This window comes from Ruegeria sp. YTSC003 (assembly GCF_059609785.1).
This window is the reverse complement of sequence record NZ_JBXWMK010000002.1, coordinates 503007-520821: the sequence shown is the minus strand read 5'-3', so window position 1 is coordinate 520821 and position 17815 is coordinate 503007. Positions and strand designations below refer to the sequence as shown.

Here is a 17815-nt window from a genome sequence, read left to right as displayed (position 1 = left end):
GGGCACAAGGATGCCCGACACCAAAGAGAAGCAGCCACTCTTGCAAAACGGGCTGGTTCTTGGGTTTCTTGCGGCTTTCCTGTGGGGCACGCACAGCGTCATAGTCCGCTACCTGACCAGCGATCTGGGAGGGCTGCAAATCGCGGTAACGCGCCTGTTCATCGCAGCCATCGCTATTTATTGCATGCTGCGCGTGATGCGGGTCGCTGTTTCGATCGGGTTGAATGACTGGAATTTTCGGCTGGCCGTTCTGTCCACCGTGGTCAACTACATCCTGTTCCATATCGGGCTTGAACATACCGGTGCAGCCAATGCCATGGTTCTTGAGAACACGGCGCCATTCTTTGTGCTGATCTTCTTGTATTTCTTTGCGGACACGCCCGTTACGCGCACAGACATGCTTGCCACGGGGTTGGCGATTTTCGGCGTCTTCCTAACGGTTTATCAGGATTTCCAAGGCGGTGGAGAGCCCCTGTTCGGGGACTTGCTTGAAATTGGCGCAGGGCTAAGCTGGGCGGTTTTCCTAATCTCGAGCAGCCGGGCGATGCGAAATTCTGAAACGACCGGAGAACGTCTGAACTTCCTATTTGGGATATTCTTGTGCTCGGGTGTGCTATTGGTCCCGCTGGCCGCATTTTCACTGCAAATACCAACAGCCAACGATGTCGTGTTCCTGATTTTGTTGGGGGTGCTGCCGACCGCTTTGGCCTACTACCTCTGGTACGAGGCCGCCGCGCGGGTCTCGACGTTGACTGCGACCTTGATGTTCGCCGCATCCGTGGTGTTTACGTTCATCAACTCAGCCCTGTTTCTGGGGGCCGCAATCACGCCGGTCGCGGCCCTAGGGGCTGTGTTGATTGTGGTCGCCATTTTCCTGACGACCAAAAGCCAGAAGTGACTAGTTTTCCATCGCTTCCAGCTCGTCGATAAAGCCGGAAATCATCGACAGACCCTTGTCCCAGAATTTGGGATCGCTTGCATCCAATCCGAACGGGGCCAACAGTTCCTTGTGGTGTTTGGACCCGCCTGCACGCAGCATTTCGAAATACTTGTCTTCGAACCCCTCCGCGCCGCTTTCGTAGACCGAATATAGCGCGTTTACCAAACCGTCACCGAACGCATAGGCGTAGACGTAGAATGGTGAATGGACGAAGTGCGGGATATAAGCCCAGAAGGTCTCGTACCCATCCATGAATTCAAATGCGGGCCCAAGGCTTTCGGCCTGTACGCTCATCCACAAAGCGTTGATGTCATCCGGGGTCAGCTCACCCTCGCGGCGGGCCGCATGCAGCTTGCATTCAAAGTCGTAAAAGGCGATCTGACGTACGACCGTGTTAATCATATCCTCGACCTTGCCGGCCAGCAGCACCTTGCGCTGTTCCGGGGTTTCGGCCTTGTCCAACATCTTGCGGAAAGTCAGCATTTCTCCAAAGACCGACGCCGTTTCAGCCAGCGTCAGTGGGGTAGAAGACAGCATCTCGCCCTGATCGGCCGCCAGTACCTGATGGACGCCGTGCCCCAACTCATGCGCCAGTGTCATCACGTCGCGCGGTTTGCCTAGATAGTTGAGCATCACATAGGGGTGAACCTCGGTGACGGTTGGGTGCGCAAATGCGCCCGGAGCTTTACCGGGCTTCACGGCCGCGTCGATCCAACCCTTCGAGAAAAACGGAGCCGCGATTTCACCCATTCGGGGATCGAAGGCAGTATAGGCGTCCATGACCGTCTTCTCGGCTTCATCCCAGTCAACAATGCGCGTGTCTTCCATCGGCAGCGGCGCGTTGCGGTCCCAAACCTGCATTACGTCCAGGCCCAGCCATTTGCGTTTCAGCTCGTAGTAGCGATGGCTGAGCTTGGGGTAGGCGGCTACGACCGCCTCGCGCAGAGCTTCGACGACTTCGGGTTCCACGTCATTGGACAAGTGGCGACCGGTTTGCGCCGTTGGCATGTTGCGCCAGCGATCTACGATTTCCTTTTCCTTGGCCTGTGTGTTGTGGACACGGGCGAAGGTTTTGACGTTGTCTTGAAACACGCTGGCCAACTCGCGCGCGGCCGCTTCGCGTTTGGCACGGTCCTGCTCTGTAAGAAAGTTCAGGGTGCCTTCAATGTTCAGCTCTTCGCCATCGACGGTGAAGGTTAACCCGGCAATGGTTTCGTCAAAAAGACGCTCCCACGCGTCGCCAACAACGCCGAGGTCGTGCAGGAATTTCTCAAGCTCGTCAGATAGTTGGTAGGGTTTCATCGCGCGGATGCGGCGGAAGACCGGCTCGTACCGCGCCAGATCTGCATTCACATCGAAATGCGCCTTCAGGACATCATCGTCGATGCGGTTGATCTCAAGCGTGAAGAACACCAGCGGGGTGGTGAAGATGGTGATCTTTTCCTGCATGTCGGACAGGAACTTGGCACGCTCGGCATCTGTGGTCAGCTGATAGTAGCGCAGGCCGGCAAACGACATGATGCGTCCGGCGATGGCATTGATTTTCTCATTGCGCTCGACGCAGGTCAGCAGACCCGCAGCATCCAGATCAGCCAGCTTACCCTCGTAGTCTTCGGCAAACGAGGCGCATTCCTTTTCCAACCAGTCCAGATCGCGGGACAGTTCGGGCGCATCCTCTGAGGTGTAGAGATCGGTCAGATCCCATTCCGGCAGGTTGCCCAGATTGCCGGCACCTCCGGCAGCATTTGCGTCTCGGACGGGAAAGGGAAGGTCGCTCATGGATCACCTCGATAATAGCTTTCGCCAACATCTAGGCGCGCAAAGCGGGGATCACAAGCGGTGCGTGATCAGACTTCGGAAGACAGAACCGGTTCCGGCACCGCGTCAGTTTGCGCGGCTTTGAAATGAGCGGCCAGCTGGTCAAAGACCGGCCCGCGTACGTCGGGCGCTTCCATCAGAACTTCGTGTTCGCCATCCGGGATTTCCACCAATGTGCCGCTAGGCCAGTTCGCCATGCGGGCGCGGATAGCCTTACGGTCGACAATCTGCTCATGGCTGCCCAGAAAGGTCAGACATGGCGTATCCGGAGCGGTTTGGTCCATCAACCAGACACATTCATCCAATGCTTCGCGCAGCCAGATGGTCGAAGGCGCGCCAAGCGCCAGTTCGGGCTGTGCAACCAGTTGATCTTTCATCATCTGGAACATGTCCGGATCGCGGGTCAGTACATTCCCCTCGAACGGTTGGGAGGCCACATAACTGTCCAATGATGTGGTCGGAGGGGTCTTTTCCCCCAACCCAATCCGCGGCCCCCAGTAGGCTGTCAGACGGCTGAGCGGTTTCATGATCGGGGTAAAGAAAATGCCCCACATCGGCCCGGTAAAGGCACAGGCGGCAAAGCAGTTCTTTTCCAAAGCCGCGCGCATACCGATTGCCCCGCCCATGGAATGTCCGATCACGAACCAAGGCTTCGGCAGGTTCAGTTCGGTTGCCAGTTCCAGTGTGGCTTGAACATCTTGTTGATAATCCGTGAACTGCTCGACATGCCCGACGCGCGGGTCATCCAGTAGCCTGTCGGCCAGACCCTGACCGCGCCAGTCGACAGCCAGGAAGGCAAAGCCGCGGCCAGTGAATTCGGCCGCGCAATTGCCGTACTTCTCGATGTATTCGGTGCGGCCGGGGAACATCATCACCGTGCCGCAGGCATCGCCTTCGGGCGGCCAGTGGCCCACCCGAATGCGTGTGTTGTCCGCTGTGTTCAGCCAATGAGCCTGACCACCGGCGGGGACGCCGGCCATGTCTGCAAAGAAAGGGGCCGGCGACAGATCCATCAGGCCAGTGCCGATGCCAGTTGCATGGCAACGCCCATGTCACCATCTACGGTCAGCTTACCCGACATGAACGCGCCGGTAGGGTTCAACTCGCCGCTGAGGATCTGTTCGAACGTGTCTGCGTCCGCGCTCATGGTGACGTCCGTTTCTTCATCACTGACGCGCGCGCCGCTTGCGTCCAGAACGATCGAGCCCAGATCGGCGATGGCAAATTTTGCCGATGCGGTAAAATCGCCGCCCGACAGTTTTTCGTTCAACGCGGCTGCCGCTTTTTCCAGAGTGTCGCTCATGATTCTCCTCACTATGTTTGTGCGCCGGGAATGGACATCCGCGGGCGCAGCGCTACACTGAACGTTGTTATGAGCATTGCAAGCACCAATCTCAAAGGTATCGTCGCGGCAACAGCGCTTCTAGTCACGTTTTCCATTCCTTCTTTCGCCCAAACGGCGGATTCCAAGGATGAAGAACAGCTATTGTTGCAACTGTCGCAGGCAACCCCCGAACAGGCGATGAACATAGATCGTCAGCTCAAGGCGCTGTGGGCACAGTCTGGCTCGGCCTCGGCGGATCTGTTGCTTGAGCGCGGGCGCGAGGCATTAGAGGATGGCGACTCCCTGACCGCGATCCAGCATCTGACTGCGCTAACAGATCACGCGCCGCAATTCGCCGAAGCCTGGCACGTGCGGGCATCGGCCTTTTTTGGGATCGAACGTTTCGGTATGGCTGCGGCTGATCTGGAATACGCCCTGACGCTGAACCCCAACAACTACGAGGCTATCTACGGATTGGGACTGATTTTTGAGATCATCGATCGACCCGACAAAGCGCTGGACGCTTACGAGCGTGCTTTAGCTATACATCCCCATCACGAAGAAGTAACCAATGCCGTGAATCGACTGAAGCCCCGGGTCGAGGGCTCGGCCCTCTAATAAGCTGGGGCAGGGGGCAAAGGTGAGCGGGTCATCCCGAATCGTGGCCGTACTGGGCCCGACCAACACAGGTAAAACCCATTACGCGATCGAGCGGATGCTGGGGCACCGGACAGGTGTAATCGGCCTGCCGCTGCGTCTGCTGGCGCGCGAGGTCTATGACAAGATCGTCGCGATCCGCGGGCCGTCGGTCGTTGCCCTTGTCACGGGTGAAGAACGGATCGTTCCGCCGCGTGCTAAATACTGGGTCTGTACCGTTGAGGCGATGCCCGAAGGTATGGGCGCAGATTTTGTGGCCATCGACGAAATCCAGCTGTGCGCTGACCCCGAGCGCGGTCATGTATTTACTGATCGCCTGCTGCGGTCGCGAGGCACGAGTGAGACGTTGTTTCTGGGCGCTGACACCATGCGTGGGCCTATTGCAGCGCTGGTGCCAGAAGCGCAGTTTGTGCGCCGCGATCGCATGTCGCAACTGGTTTATTCCGGCTCGAAAAAGATCAGCCGCATGCCCGCGCGCAGTGCCATCGTCGGATTTTCGGTCGATAACGTCTATGCCATTGCCGAGCTTCTGCGCCGCCAAAAGGGTGGGGCAGCGGTGGTCATGGGTGCTCTTAGCCCGCGCACCCGGAATGCGCAGGTCGAGCTGTACCAGAATGGTGAGGTGGACTACCTCGTTGCAACCGACGCCATCGGTATGGGTTTGAACCTTGATGTGAACCACGTGGCGTTTTCGTCTCTGACCAAGTTTGACGGCCGGCGTATGCGGCTTCTGGCGCCCAATGAACTGGCCCAGATCGCAGGCCGGGCAGGGCGCGGGATGTCGGATGGCACCTTTGGCGTGACCGGTGAAGCCCCACCGCTGGACGACGGGGTGGCGCAGGCGATCATGGACAGCCGGTTCACGCCGATGAAAAAGCTGAATTGGCGAAATGCCGCTTTGCGATTTGGCTCGGTTGAGGCCCTTATCGACTCGCTTGAGGTTAGCCCTGACAGCGAACATCTGATCAAGGCCCGACCCGCAGACGACCTGAACGCACTGAAATCGCTGTCTCAGGATGCCGAGGTTATCGCCCGTGCCAGCGATGGCTCTTCCGTCCGATTGCTGTGGGATGTGTGCCGAATCCCCGATTTTCGCGGTATCAGCCACGCGGAGCACGCCAGCCTGCTTGAGGTGATCTATGGTCATCTGCATGAACGCGGCGCTATCCCTGACGAGTTCATGGCGCGGCAAATCCGCCGCATCGACAAAACAGATGGGGATATTGATGCACTGTCCAAAAGGTTGGCATATATTCGCACCTGGACATATGTTGCGCAACGAAACGGATGGGTGCGTGACGAATCACATTGGCGCGCGGAAACGCGCATTGTAGAAGACAGGCTGTCGGACGCTCTGCATGATCGTTTGACTCAGAGATTTGTGGACCGGCGCACGTCAGTGTTGTTGCGCCGGCTCAAACAGAAGGAGGCCCTTTTGGCCGAAGTAAATGACAAGGGTGAAGTGACCGTCGAAGGAGAATTCGTCGGTCGTCTGGAAGGGTTCCGGTTTACCCCGGACAAAAGCGCACAGGGAACCGAGGCGAAAGCTTTGAAATCGGCCTCTCTGCAAGCACTCGCACCGCAATTCCATCTGCGTGCAGACCGCTTCTACAACGCGCCCGATACCGAAATTGATTTTACCGATCAGGGTGGCCTGATGTGGGGCGAGTATGCTGTTGGCAAGTTGGTTGCCGGGGCAGAGCCTCTCAAGCCGATGGTCGAGGTTTTTGTGGATGAGGCCGCAGGCCCGGATGTCGAACAGAAAGTGCAGCGCCGTTTGCAGCACTTCATCGACCGCAAGGTTGCGGCGTTGTTCGAGCCGCTGCTGAACCTGTCGCGCGATGAAGAGTTGTCAGGTCTGGCCAAAGGGTTCGCCTTCCGCATGGTTGAAGGGCTGGGCGTTCTGCCCCGCGCAGGTGTTGCGCAAGAGGTCAAAGATCTGGATCAGGACGCCCGTGGAGCCCTGCGCAAGCACGGTATCCGGTTTGGTCAGTTCACAATCTTCATGCCGCTTCTGCTGAAACCCGCGCCTACGCGTTTGCGTCTGGTTCTTTGGGCGCTGGCCGGTGGATTGCAGGAATTCCCTGACGCGCCGCCTCCGGGTCTGGTCACTGTTCCGGTCGCCAAAGGTGCGCCCGAGGGCTACGATACCATGTGCGGTTACCGCGATGCCGGTGAGCGTTCGATCCGCATCGACATGCTGGAACGTCTGGCAGACATGCTGCGTGCCGAAGACAGCCGGGGTGGTTTCGAGGCCAAGCCCGATATGCTGTCGATCACCGGCATGACGCTTGAGCAGTTCGCGGATCTGATGCAAGGGCTGGGCTACAAGGCCGAGCGCGGTGAGCGAGAGAAGGTCAAAGCCGCACCGGTCGAGGTCGAAAAGCCCGCGACTGACGTTACGGAACAGCCTGCCGCCGAAGAAACCCCGGCGCCCGAGGCAGAAGGCGAAGAGGTCGTTGCGACCGCCGAGGCGCCAGCCGAGGCCACCGAAAGCACCGAGGCGGTAGCCGAGGCTCCGGCAACCGAACCCGCCTCAGATGAGACCGAAGTTGAGGTGTTCTACACTTTCACCTGGGGTCGTCAGCGTCCAGCCAATCGCGCTCCGCGTCGTGAACAGCGGCAAGGGCAGGGGCCGGGCAAAGGCAAACCGCGCGGCAAACCGCAGGATGGTCGCGGCAAACCGCAGGGCAAGAAGGGTGGCAAACCGCAAGGTGGCAAGACCTTCTCGTCCCGTCCACCCCGGAAGGAAAAGGCGATCGATCCCGATAACCCGTTTGCAGCAGCGCTTATGGGTTTGAAGGACGGCAACTGATCCGCGATGGCCGAGGCCAAGCTGCGGATCGACAAATGGTTGTGGCAGGCGCGGTTCTTCAAGACCCGCAGCCTGGCTGCCAAACAGGTCAGCGGCGGTCATGTCCGATTGAACGGAAACCGGGTTCTGAAGCCGGCACAGGCCATTGGGCCCGGTGACGTTCTGACCTTCCCCCAAGGCCGTATCGTGCGCGTAGTACGCGTCGAAGCACTGGGGGAAAGGCGTGGCCCGGCGTCCGAGGCACAAACGTTATACTTCGATATGACGGAAAAGAAGGACGTGCCTCCTAAGAATCCGGGATTTGAGGGAAAGGGTCGTCCAACAAAGAAAGATAGGCGCGCGCTTGATCTTTCTCGCCCCCGGGATGGTTGATCCTACCTTGAAGAGAAGGCCAGACTGAATTAGCTAGACGCCCAAACCGAGAATGGGAATCCCACAATGACCTATGTCGTCACCGAAAACTGCATTGGCTGCAAATACACCGACTGCGTCGAAGTGTGTCCGGTGGATTGTTTTTACGAAGGTGAGAACACATTGGTCATTCACCCGGACGAATGCATCGACTGTGGTGTGTGTGAACCCGAATGCCCTGCGGACGCCATTCGTCCCGACACTGAGCCTGGAATGGAGCAGTGGGTCGAGTTCAACCGAAAATTCTCGGAACAGTGGCCGGTTATCGTGACCAAGAAAGACCCCTTGCCTGAAGCGGAAGAGCGTGACGGCGAAGAGGGCAAAATGGAGAAGTATTTCTCCGAAGCACCCGGTGAAGGCGGTTAAGCGATTCGGTAACTGAACCGGGTGGTTTGAATAGCGGTCTTCTGCTGTATCGCTTTGAAAAGTCTGGGGTTTCTTCACCATTGTGGGGGGCGGACTTTCGGGTGTCGCAATTTTGTGATATACTCAGAAACTGAATGATGAATGAGATGGGGATGACTCCGTAAGTATGTACGCTTTGGAGTTCTGATTTTTTGACAAACTTACCGCCTGACCGGACCAGATGTTGGCACGGTTTGGGGTCTTTTGTTGTCTCTGCCTCTCTCTTGTAACCAAGGATGAACCTGTATGTCTAAGTCGAAAAAGCTTGAGTTCCGCCCGAACGATTATGTTGTCTACCCCGCCCATGGTGTGGGCCAGATCATCTCGATCGAAGAGCAGGAAGTCGCGGGATACTCGCTCGAGCTGTTCGTCATTTCTTTTGAAAAAGACAAGATGACCCTGCGGGTGCCGACCAACAAGGTTACCGAATCCGGCTTGCGGTCCCTCAGCTCACCTGACGTTATCAGCCAGGCGATGAGAACCCTGAAGGGTAAGGCCAAGGTGAAACGTGCGATGTGGTCGCGCCGGGCGCAAGAATATGAACAAAAGATCAATTCCGGTGATCTGATCTCGATCGCCGAGGTTGTGCGCGATCTGCACCGCACTGATGACCAGCGCGAGCAGAGCTATTCTGAACGTCAGCTGTACGAAGCCGCGCTGGAACGCCTGACCCGCGAAGTCGCGGCTGTGTCCGGCGCAGTGGAAGTATCGGCGGCTAAGCAGATTGATGAGGTTCTGACCTCGCGCGCGGCCGCGGCTGCCTGATCGCTTCTCCAGTCAATTTTCTGGCCGCTCCCGAAAGGGGGCGGCTTTTTCGTGTTGATGGCTTGGTGAAAGCTCAGTTTACGGCTAATTTTCCAGCAAGAAGAGGCGCGTAGACAGTGAACCTAAAACAGACAGTTAAATATCTATATATCGGCCACGACCCCATTTCCGTCTGGTTTCGCTATGGCTTGATCCTGTTTGATGCGATCACCATCGTTTTCTTTGTCGCCACAGCAAATGGCGAACACGGCACGGGATTCACCGTTGCCAGCCTGATCATTGGGTTCTTCATCGTGCTGGATTTTTCGGCGCGGATGTGGATTTCGAAAGATCGCTGGAAGCTGCTGCGCCAAGTCTACACGATGGCCGACATTGTAGTGATCGTTTCGCTGTTTCTTGATCTGTTTCTACCGTGGAATCTGGCGTTCCTGCGTATCTTACGAGCGCTACGTCTGATCCATTCCTATCACCTGCTAAGGGATCTGCGACGGGACAGCGATTTTTTCCGGACGCATGAGGACGCAGTGATCGCGGCGATCAACCTGTTGGTGTTTGTGTTCGCCACGTCCACCGCTGTTTTGGTGTTCTTCATCCCAGAAAACAGCCCGCACGCCTATATCGATGCGCTTTACTTCACCATGGCAACCCTGACGACCACCGGGTTCGGAGACATTACGCTGGCGACCCCGGGGGGCAAACTGTTTTCGGTCTTCATCATGATCGTCGGCGTGGCGTTGTTTGTCCGGTTGGCACAGGCAATTTTCATGCCGCAGAAAGTGCGTCACAAATGCTCCAACTGTGGCCTCTACCGTCATGACCCTGACGCAGTTCACTGCAAACACTGCGGCGAAACCCTGAGGATCGAAACAGGCGGGACGACTTAGAGCGTTGCAACCAATGCCATAAGGAACGCGAGTTCTGCCAGTTGTTGCGAGGCACCCAGAACATCGCCCGTTTGCCCTTTGATTTTGGTCTTGGCGACGAGTGCCAAGATTACAACGATCAGCGCGGAAAATACCGTTGCCATCAGCGCGCTTGGTCCAATCAGCAGCAGAGATAAGATGACCGCAAGGCCATAGCCGATCGCCGCTGTCTCGGTCTTTGTGCCGCCGACGGAATGGCTCAACCCGCTTTTTCTGGCATTGGGTAAAGCTGCCATGAGGATGGGCATGACTGCGCGTGAGATGATGCAGGCCGCCAGAATACCCGCATATGCGTTGGCCGACAGAAGCGCGGCGATCAGCGCGACGCGCAGCAGTTGGGTAAAGATCAGGGTTAGAACGCCGTAAGCACCGATATGGCTGTCCTTCATGATTTCCAGGCGGCGTTCGGTGGTGAACCCGCCCCAAAACCCGTCAACCGTGTCCGCAAGCCCGTCTTCATGCATCGCGCCAGTTGCGATCACCAGCACCGCCACAAGTATCACGGCGCTGGCGAACGCGGGCAGGCCGAATGCACCGGCCGCCCAACCGACGGTACAGGCCAACGCCCCAACGACCAGCCCCACCAGGGGAAAGGCCCAGGCCGCATTGGCCTGCCGCGCAAACAGATATTCCGGTAGGCGTGGCATCGGCAGACGCGTCAACAGGACCAGCGACAGCGGAAAATCCCACGCGGAAAACAGTTTGGTGTCGTTTTTGTTCACTCCCGCGCCTTTCGGGGTCTTGTTGGATCGGACGCTTCGGTTAAACACACAGGACCACTCTGATGCAACGAGGCTTTGGATGCTGCCGGAATTAAAAGACCTGAATACCCTTCGCGAGGCCCTGAGTAACGCTCCGGGACCGGATGGAAATGCACTGCAAGGTGCTGCCGAGCGCAACGGACAACTGACTAAACCCCCCGGCGCATTGGGCCGGCTTGAGGATTTGGCAATTTGGTATGCGGGCTGGCGTGGGGATGCCCGGCCGCAGATCTCTGCCCCTCAGGTAATCGTATTTGCGGGCAATCATGGCGTCACAGCGCAAGGTGTATCCGCCTTTCCGCCGGAAGTGACCGTGCAGATGGTCATGAACTTTGAACATGGCGGTGCGGCGATCAATCAGCTGGCCAAAGCAGCGGGTGCGACCATGAATGTGCACGCGCTGGATCTGGATCGGCCCACGGCGGATTTCACCGCGGGCCCCGCGATGTCCGAAGAAGAATTGCTTGAGGCCCTGCGCGTGGGCTGGACCGCCGTGGACCACAATGCCGATTTGCTTGTGGTTGGAGAGATGGGTATCGGCAACACGACACCGGCGGCTGCCATCGCATGCGCTTTGTTCGGTGGCGACGCCGCAGACTGGACCGGGCGTGGCACTGGGGTAGACGATGCCGGTTTGGCTAACAAAACACGCGTCGTGGCTGAAGGCGTGGCCCTGCACGCCGGTTCCGGCGACGGACTGGAAATTTTGCGCCGTCTGGGCGGGCGTGAAATCGCGGCCATGGCCGGGGCCATCGCAGCTGCGCGCTCCTTGCATATCCCGGTCATTCTTGACGGCTTTATCTGCTCGGCGGCTGCGGCCTGTCTGGCAAACATGTCCGAGGGCGCATTGGATCACACGGTTGCTGGCCACCAAAGTGCCGAAGGCGCGCACGCAGCGGTATTGGCCAAGCTGGGCAAAGAGCCGCTGTTGAGCCTTGGATTGCGTTTGGGCGAAGGCTCGGGCGGGGCGCTGGCGATCAACATTCTCAAAAGCGCCGTCGCGTGCCATTCCGGAATGGCGACATTTGCCGAAGCAGGTGTTTCGGACGGTTGATCGAGCAGCCTGATCCGGCAAGACCGGGTCAGGCTGATTTCTTTGCGTGTTTCTCGGCCAGCTCCAACAGCTCGGTTTCCAGGTCTTTTTCAAGCTGCCGCGCCCGCTCGATGTACTTTTTGTTATCAGCGGTTGGCATTCCGGGAATCCACAGCTCTGCCAGATCACGCACAGAAGCACGGTCGTGGTGATAAAATGTCTGCTCGGCCTGCGCCGCTTCGTATTCGCTCAGACCTACGTTTTCTAGAACATAGCGGCCCGCTCGCAGTGACCCGTCGAACATCTCGCGGACAATGTCATTCGCTCCGGCCTGATACAACTGGTAGACATGGGTACGATCCCGTGCGCGGGCCACAATATGCAAATCCGGGCGTTGACGCCGGGCGAAGCCAACCAACCGCGTGACTTGCTTGGGATCATCCATCGCAGCGACCAGGACTGAAGCCTTTTCTAACCCGGCGGCACGCAACAGTTCTGGCCGCGTAGGGTCACCCAAAAACCCTTTGACGCCGAACCGGCGCATCAATTGGATTGTCTCGATATCGTGGTCCAGAACGACGGTTTTGAAGCCGCTGGCGCGAACAAGCCGGTTTACGATCTGACCAAAACGACCAATCCCGGCGATGATGACAGGGCCTTTCTCGTCGATTTCATCGGGTTCGACTTCCGCGGCGCCATCGCCCATACGGCGCGACATCAGATCATAGATGATGAACAACAGCGGCGTGATCAGCATTGTCAAGGCGATGATCATCAGCAGTTTTTGTGACAAATCCGGCGGGATGACGTTTTGCTGCGTTGAGAAAGCCAACAGCACAAAGCCGAACTCGCCCGCTTGGGCCAGACCCAATGTGAACAACCAGTGATCCCGACCACGCAACCGGAACGCGCGACCAACCAGAAACAGGATGATGCCTTTTGCCAAAATGACCAGCAACGCAAGACCGATCAGATCAAGCGGGTCGTTGAAAAAGTAACCGACATCAATCCCGGCGCCGACCGTGATGAAGAACAGGCCTAGGAACAGGCCCTTGAACGGCTCAAGGTCGCTTTCCATTTCGTGGCGGAATTCCGAACTGGCCAAAACAACACCCGCCAGAAACGCACCCAGAGCAGGGGAGAGCCCGACAAGCGTCATCAGGAAGGAAATTCCCACGACGATCATCAACGCCAGCGCCGTATACATTTCGCGCAACCGGGTTGCGTGGATGAAGCGGAACAGTGGGCGCGTCAGGTAGATACCGGCCAGAATGACAAAGGCAACCGCGCCGATGGTGACCAGCGTAACAGCCCAGCCAGGCAAACCTTCGACCAGTGACAAGCTGTGATGGCCCGCGTCATGGAGTGCGTCCGCGCCGCGGTCGATTGAGCCGTCGCTTTCGATATGAGGCATTGCAGGCAGCGCCAAAAGCGGCAGCATTGCCAGAATGGGAATGACGGCTATGTCCTGTGTCAACAGGACCGAAAACGTCGCTCGCCCGCCATTTGTCTGCATCAGACCCTTTTCCGAGAGGGTCTGTAAAACAATAGCGGTTGAGGACAGTGATAAGGTCAACCCGACGGCCAGGGCGACCGACCAGGGGTGATTTGCATACATGGCCACTGCAGCGATTACTGCGGTCGACAACAAGACTTGCAGGCCGCCTAGCCCAAGAAGCCGGTCTCGCATGTCCCACAAAGCGCGCGGCTCAAGCTCTAGCCCGATCAAGAACAGCATCATGACCACACCGAATTCCGCTACATGCTGCAGGCTTTCGGTTTCGGCCCCCACAAGCCCGAAGACAGGCCCGATGACGATGCCAGCGGCCAGATAACCCAGAACAGAACCCAACCCCAGACGTGCCGACAAGGGCACTGCAATCACGGCGGCAGCCAGATAGATCGAAGCCTGGTAAAGGAAATCGTCCATGTTTGTCCTCTCGGTCCGGTCAGGTGGGCAATGGCGCGTCGCGTTTAAGTTGGTCCATCACGATCTGGCTGTGCACCCGTGCCACTGCAGGATGCGGCAGTATCACCTGGTGAAGCAAGCGGTTGAGCGCGGAAAGATCGTCGCAATACACGTGCAGCAGGTAATCTGCCTCTCCGGTCATCGTCCAGGCGCTGGTGATTTCGGCGCAGGTGTCGACCATGCGGGCAAAACTTGCGGATTGTTCCGGGCCATGTGTGCCCAAATGCACCTGAATGAACCCTTGGACCTGCAGACCAAGTTTTAGGGGATCCAGCCGTGCCGCATATCCGGTGATATAGCCTTCGGCCTCAAGCCGCTGACGGCGTCGCCCGGCCTGGCTTGGTGACAGGTTCAGCATTTCACCCAATTGATGCGCGGTCAGATGTGCGTCCTTTTGCAAGGCAGACAGCAGACGCGTATCGGTGGAATCCAGCATATGCGGAATTTCTCCAAAATTTCCCAAGTTCATGCGTGATTTACGCATATGATCATAGTTTACACGAAAACTATGCGCAGAAACAGCGCTTGGTAAGGCGTATTTTGGAATCAGCAAAGAAATTCCTGTTTTTACGGAGACGCGCCATGGGTCCTTTCCCGCACAACGCCCCGAAATCTGTCATCAGCCCTGAAAATCCAGCCGGAACCGATGGGTTTGAATTTGTCGAATTCGCCCACCCTGAGCCGCAAGAACTGCGCGACCTTTTCGCCAAAATGGGGTTCGAGTTGGTCGGACACCACACGGACAAGCCACTGGTTGAGCTGTGGCAGCAGGGGGACGTGACCTACATCCTGAATGCCGACCCGGAGAGCTTTGCCGCTAAGTTCGTGGCAGAACACGGCCCCTGTGCCCCTGCGATGGGATGGCGTGTCGTGGACGCGCAGAAAGCCTATGAACACGCGGTGTCAAAAGGCGCTGAACCTTATGACGCGGCGGACAAGACCATGGAGGCCCCAGCGATCAAGGGTATTGGCGGTTCGCTGATCTATTTCATCGATCAGTATTATGAAACATCGCCTTACAATCAGGAATTCACCTGGAACAAACAGTCCAAACCGCGCGGCGATGGGTTCTATTACCTCGATCACCTGACGCACAACGTCTACAAGGGCAACATGGATAAGTGGTTCAAATTCTACGAGAGCCTGTTTAACTTCCGCGAAATCCGCTTTTTTGACATTCAGGGTAAATTCACTGGCCTGTTTAGCCGCGCGCTGACATCGCCTTGTGGTCGTATTCGTATTCCGATCAACGAAGACCGGGGCGAAACCGGGCAGATCGTATCATACCTCAAGAAGTACAAGGGTGAAGGTATTCAGCATATCGCAGTGGGTAGTGAAGATATTTACGCCTCGACCGATGCGATTGCGGAAAAGGGCCTGAAGTTTATGCCGGGTCCGAACCAGGCCTATTACGACATGTCTAAGGAACGTGTCGTGGATCATGATGAACCTCTGGACCGGATGATCAAGCACGGCATCCTGATCGATGGCGAGGGCGTGCTGGACGGTGGCGAGACCCGGATCTTGCTGCAAATCTTCTCAAAAACCGTGATCGGTCCGATCTTTTTCGAGTTCATTCAGCGCAAAGGCGATGATGGGTTTGGTGAAGGGAACTTTAAGGCCCTGTTCGAATCCATCGAACGCGAGCAGATCGAAAGCGGTGAAATTTCAGCTGCTTAACGGCGTAAAGTAATTCACCAAAGGGCGGTCGGGGATATCCCTCGACCGCCTTTGCTTTTTGAACCGTCAGCTTCGCGGCATTTTCAACGTCAGGTTTCTTCCGCGCTTTTGGTATCGCAATTCGCTGTCGCCAATGGCGATAACATTGCCGCCGTCCAGCCTGTCTCCGACTTTCAGTTTTTTGTACCGACCACTGGGCAACCGGACCAGCGCGCGCCGGTTGGCCGGGGTCCCGTAAACCCCAATCAAGTTCAGCTTGCGCAGATTGAGCGCATTGTCGATGGTCGCCTGCCGCGCCACCGAGGCGGTCGACGGGATTTTCGGTGCCACGGCCTTTGGTTGGAAAGAACCAGCTTCGTCCGAGCTTTGATCGACCGCTGCAGTCGATCCAAGATTGGCGGTGCTTGTGTTTGTACTGGCCGGGCGGGCAAGTCCGGCTGGTCGTGTTTTGGGGCGCGGAACGCGGACAACAGCCAAAGCCGTCGGCGTTTCGTCGATTTGAGGGCTGCTTTGCAGGGACTTGGGGCGCAGTTTCGGACGCAGAACCGCCAGTTCTTCGCGTGTGCGTCCGCCAAGTTGTTGCCGTTCAAAGCTTTCCAGCAAATTGGCGGGACGTGGATTTGGCCTTTTCTGCGCTAAGCGGGCTGTAGGATCTTCCTCAATCGGCTCTTGTTCGAACCGAACCGGAACTGCCGGGGGAACCTTGGCTGGTCGGCCAAGGTAAACGACCACTCCGTCGGGGTTCCGGGTTCCTTCGGCTGAAGGCGTGACGAGGCCGCGTTCGTCCAGTTCGTACTGGACTCCGGCCTGCGCGGGCAGGGCGTTTTGCTCAAACGGCAGGTCAGTTTCGAAGCTGCTGACGGGGGGCAGCGCCACCGCGTCCCGCGACAACTCAGTGCTGTCCAGGGATGCCAGATACAGGTCCTCTGCCGATTCCAGGATCGGATCGGGCAAAGGATCAGGGGCAAATATCTCGATGCCCACCTGTGACGGGATTTCTATGGGCTCAGCCTCTTGTCCCACCGGTTCAACCTGCGTCGGTGCCACATTCAGCGCTTCGAGGATTGCAGCATCGGTCGCGCTGAGATCAGCGGCGGTTTCTTCAACAGGTTCGGTTTGCTGCTCTTCCTCTGGCGCGGTTGCGGCCGCCTCAGGCTCGAATTCAAGCTCCGGATCGCCGTCAACCTCCTGTGTTTCGGCGATCTGCTCGTCAGGTGTGGGGTTTCGCACAGTTTCTTCAATCGAAACCGCCTCGGATACTGAGGGTTCGGTGTCGTCAGATCCGGTCAACGACCACACGGTCAGGGCAATACCGGCAACGAGAGCGGCTGCCGCAGCTGGAACGGCGTAGCGGTTGATTGGGTGTGTGGCTTTCGTTTCGGCAGCAATGTTCGCGTTGGGCGCTGAACGAAACTCTGGTGGGATCTCGGTATCAGCGATCGCGTGAATGGCAGGGCCATCATGTTCTTTGGCGGGTTCTTCGCCCTCACCGGGGTCCACCGCCGCGGTCGCATTGGGCGCGGAAGGAAGCTCCGTTTGGGGCTCGGTAAAAACGATTGCCCGATCGGCGGCAGCTTCATTTTCTTTTGCGGACTCTTCTACCTCAACCGTTTCCACAGCACCGGCCGTGACGGGGACTGAAGGAAACTCTGTCGGGGTCTCGGAATCTGCAATCGTGTCTGCGATAGGTCCTTCATCAGTTTTGGCAGAATCCTCAACCTCGAACGGTTCCGCAGCAATGACCGTGTCTGGGGCATCGATTTCGAACCGAGGTTCAGCCGGGTATTCCTGACCCTCGGTCGGGGTTGAATACTGTACCGGAACAAACCCGTGCTCGGCGGCAAATGTCCGGGCCTCATCCAAGGTTTGCCTGGCGACAGCGGCAATATGGGTTGTCGGACCGACGGTTGCGGTGTCGAAGGCGAGCTCATCCAGCGCATAGGGAGTTGCCTCGGTCAGTTCCGCCCGCACTTTTTCAGCGCTTTCCTCGGGGCTTAGGCCCTCTGTTGATACGGACAAAAATCGTACCTGATCCGCTGGTATCACCAGCTTGCAGTTCAGGTCGTTTTCAAGGGCAAAGCCCTGATCCCGCAATGCGATGATCTGCGTATTCAGGTCGGGCGCATCCAGAGCAACCTCGCCAATGCAGTACCAGTCACCATCCGAATGGTGGTGCAAGGATATTCCGGTCGAAGAAAAAGACAGCGCAAAGGCGGGTTTCATAATCCGGAAAAACCATAGTTGTCAGCATCTGTGCAAACGATCATTCGCCCGCAGAGCGACATTAAAGCAGGATCCCGCCGAGGGAAAGAAA

General features: G+C 57.5%; 16 protein-coding genes. 9 read left to right on the top strand and 7 right to left on the bottom strand.

The features are described 5' to 3' along the window. Positions 1 to 10: 10 nt before the first annotated feature. Positions 11 to 898 (top strand): DMT family transporter, encoded by an 888-nt coding sequence (locus tag AC2FFH_RS06290; protein ID WP_496843985.1) that lies wholly within the window; start codon positions 11 to 13, stop codon positions 896 to 898. On the opposite strand, the gene AC2FFH_RS06285 is transcribed toward AC2FFH_RS06290, so the two are convergent. The 3 genes from AC2FFH_RS06285 to AC2FFH_RS06275 form a co-directional block, all read right to left on the bottom strand. Further along, the gene (locus AC2FFH_RS06285; protein ID WP_496843984.1) at positions 899 to 2719 is read right to left on the bottom strand and encodes a M3 family oligoendopeptidase; all 1821 of its coding nucleotides are present in this window, start codon (positions 2717 to 2719) and stop codon (positions 899 to 901) included. It abuts the gene before it with no gap. A gap of 68 nt (positions 2720 to 2787) precedes the next feature. Continuing rightward, positions 2788 to 3771, bottom strand: coding sequence for an alpha/beta fold hydrolase (locus tag AC2FFH_RS06280; RefSeq protein WP_496843983.1), 984 nt, complete (start codon positions 3769 to 3771; stop codon positions 2788 to 2790). Next, positions 3771 to 4061: an SCP2 sterol-binding domain-containing protein gene (locus tag AC2FFH_RS06275; RefSeq protein WP_496738736.1), complete on the bottom strand. Its 291-nt coding sequence runs from the start codon at positions 4059 to 4061 to the stop codon at positions 3771 to 3773. The genes AC2FFH_RS06280 and AC2FFH_RS06275 overlap by 1 nt, the downstream gene beginning before the upstream one ends. 69 nt (positions 4062 to 4130) lie before the next feature. Between AC2FFH_RS06275 and AC2FFH_RS06270 the strand changes: the two genes are divergently transcribed. The 6 genes from AC2FFH_RS06270 to AC2FFH_RS06245 all read left to right on the top strand — a co-directional run bounded on the left by AC2FFH_RS06270 (position 4131) and on the right by AC2FFH_RS06245 (position 10019). Next, a complete protein-coding gene (locus tag AC2FFH_RS06270) occupies positions 4131 to 4700 on the top strand; it encodes a tetratricopeptide repeat protein (protein WP_496766758.1) in 570 nt (189 codons plus the stop codon). 22 nt (positions 4701 to 4722) lie between these two features. Further along, positions 4723 to 7554: a helicase-related protein gene (locus AC2FFH_RS06265; RefSeq protein ID WP_496766756.1), complete on the top strand. Its 2832-nt coding sequence runs from the start codon at positions 4723 to 4725 to the stop codon at positions 7552 to 7554. Between the two features lie 6 nt (positions 7555 to 7560). Continuing rightward, entirely contained in the window at positions 7561 to 7926 is a 366-nt protein-coding gene (locus AC2FFH_RS06260; protein WP_496738733.1) for an RNA-binding S4 domain-containing protein, read from the top strand. A 66-nt stretch (positions 7927 to 7992) separates the two neighbouring features. Continuing rightward, positions 7993 to 8331, top strand: coding sequence for a ferredoxin FdxA (gene fdxA, locus AC2FFH_RS06255; RefSeq protein WP_058273871.1), 339 nt, complete (start codon positions 7993 to 7995; stop codon positions 8329 to 8331). Between the two features lie 285 nt (positions 8332 to 8616). Further along, complete coding sequence (locus tag AC2FFH_RS06250) at positions 8617 to 9135, top strand: CarD family transcriptional regulator (RefSeq protein WP_496766754.1); 519 nt, start codon at positions 8617 to 8619, stop codon at positions 9133 to 9135. Positions 9136 to 9251: 116 nt separating this feature from the next. Continuing rightward, positions 9252 to 10019, top strand: a complete 768-nt coding sequence (locus AC2FFH_RS06245) for a potassium channel family protein (protein ID WP_058277667.1) — start codon at positions 9252 to 9254, stop codon at positions 10017 to 10019. Here AC2FFH_RS06245 and cobS read toward each other — a convergent pair. After that, complete coding sequence (cobS, locus tag AC2FFH_RS06240) at positions 10016 to 10780, bottom strand: adenosylcobinamide-GDP ribazoletransferase (protein WP_496766752.1); 765 nt, start codon at positions 10778 to 10780, stop codon at positions 10016 to 10018. The genes AC2FFH_RS06245 and cobS overlap by 4 nt on opposite strands. A 79-nt stretch (positions 10781 to 10859) precedes the next feature. Between cobS and cobT the strand changes: the two genes are divergently transcribed. Then, positions 10860 to 11873, top strand: coding sequence for a nicotinate-nucleotide--dimethylbenzimidazole phosphoribosyltransferase (gene cobT, locus AC2FFH_RS06235; RefSeq protein WP_496843982.1), 1014 nt, complete (start codon positions 10860 to 10862; stop codon positions 11871 to 11873). A 28-nt stretch (positions 11874 to 11901) separates the two neighbouring features. Here cobT and AC2FFH_RS06230 read toward each other — a convergent pair whose 3' ends face one another. Both AC2FFH_RS06230 and AC2FFH_RS06225 read right to left on the bottom strand, forming a co-directional pair. Beyond that, entirely contained in the window at positions 11902 to 13782 is a 1881-nt protein-coding gene (locus tag AC2FFH_RS06230; protein WP_496722288.1) for a monovalent cation:proton antiporter-2 (CPA2) family protein, read from the bottom strand. Between the two features lie 19 nt (positions 13783 to 13801). Further along, positions 13802 to 14257, bottom strand: a complete 456-nt coding sequence (locus tag AC2FFH_RS06225; RefSeq protein ID WP_496844049.1) for an Lrp/AsnC family transcriptional regulator — start codon at positions 14255 to 14257, stop codon at positions 13802 to 13804. Positions 14258 to 14403: 146 nt separating this feature from the next. Here AC2FFH_RS06225 and hppD point away from each other — a divergent pair, with 146 nt between their 5' ends. Next, on the top strand, positions 14404 to 15501 hold the full coding sequence (gene hppD, locus AC2FFH_RS06220; RefSeq protein WP_496766746.1) for a 4-hydroxyphenylpyruvate dioxygenase: 1098 nt from the start codon (positions 14404 to 14406) through the stop codon (positions 15499 to 15501). Between the two features lie 66 nt (positions 15502 to 15567). Here hppD and AC2FFH_RS06215 read toward each other — a convergent pair whose 3' ends face one another. After that, positions 15568 to 17724 carry a hypothetical protein gene (locus AC2FFH_RS06215; protein WP_496843981.1) on the bottom strand — a complete coding sequence of 719 codons (2157 nt, stop codon included), beginning with the start codon at positions 17722 to 17724 and terminating at the stop codon, positions 15568 to 15570. Positions 17725 to 17815: the final 91 nt, after the last annotated feature.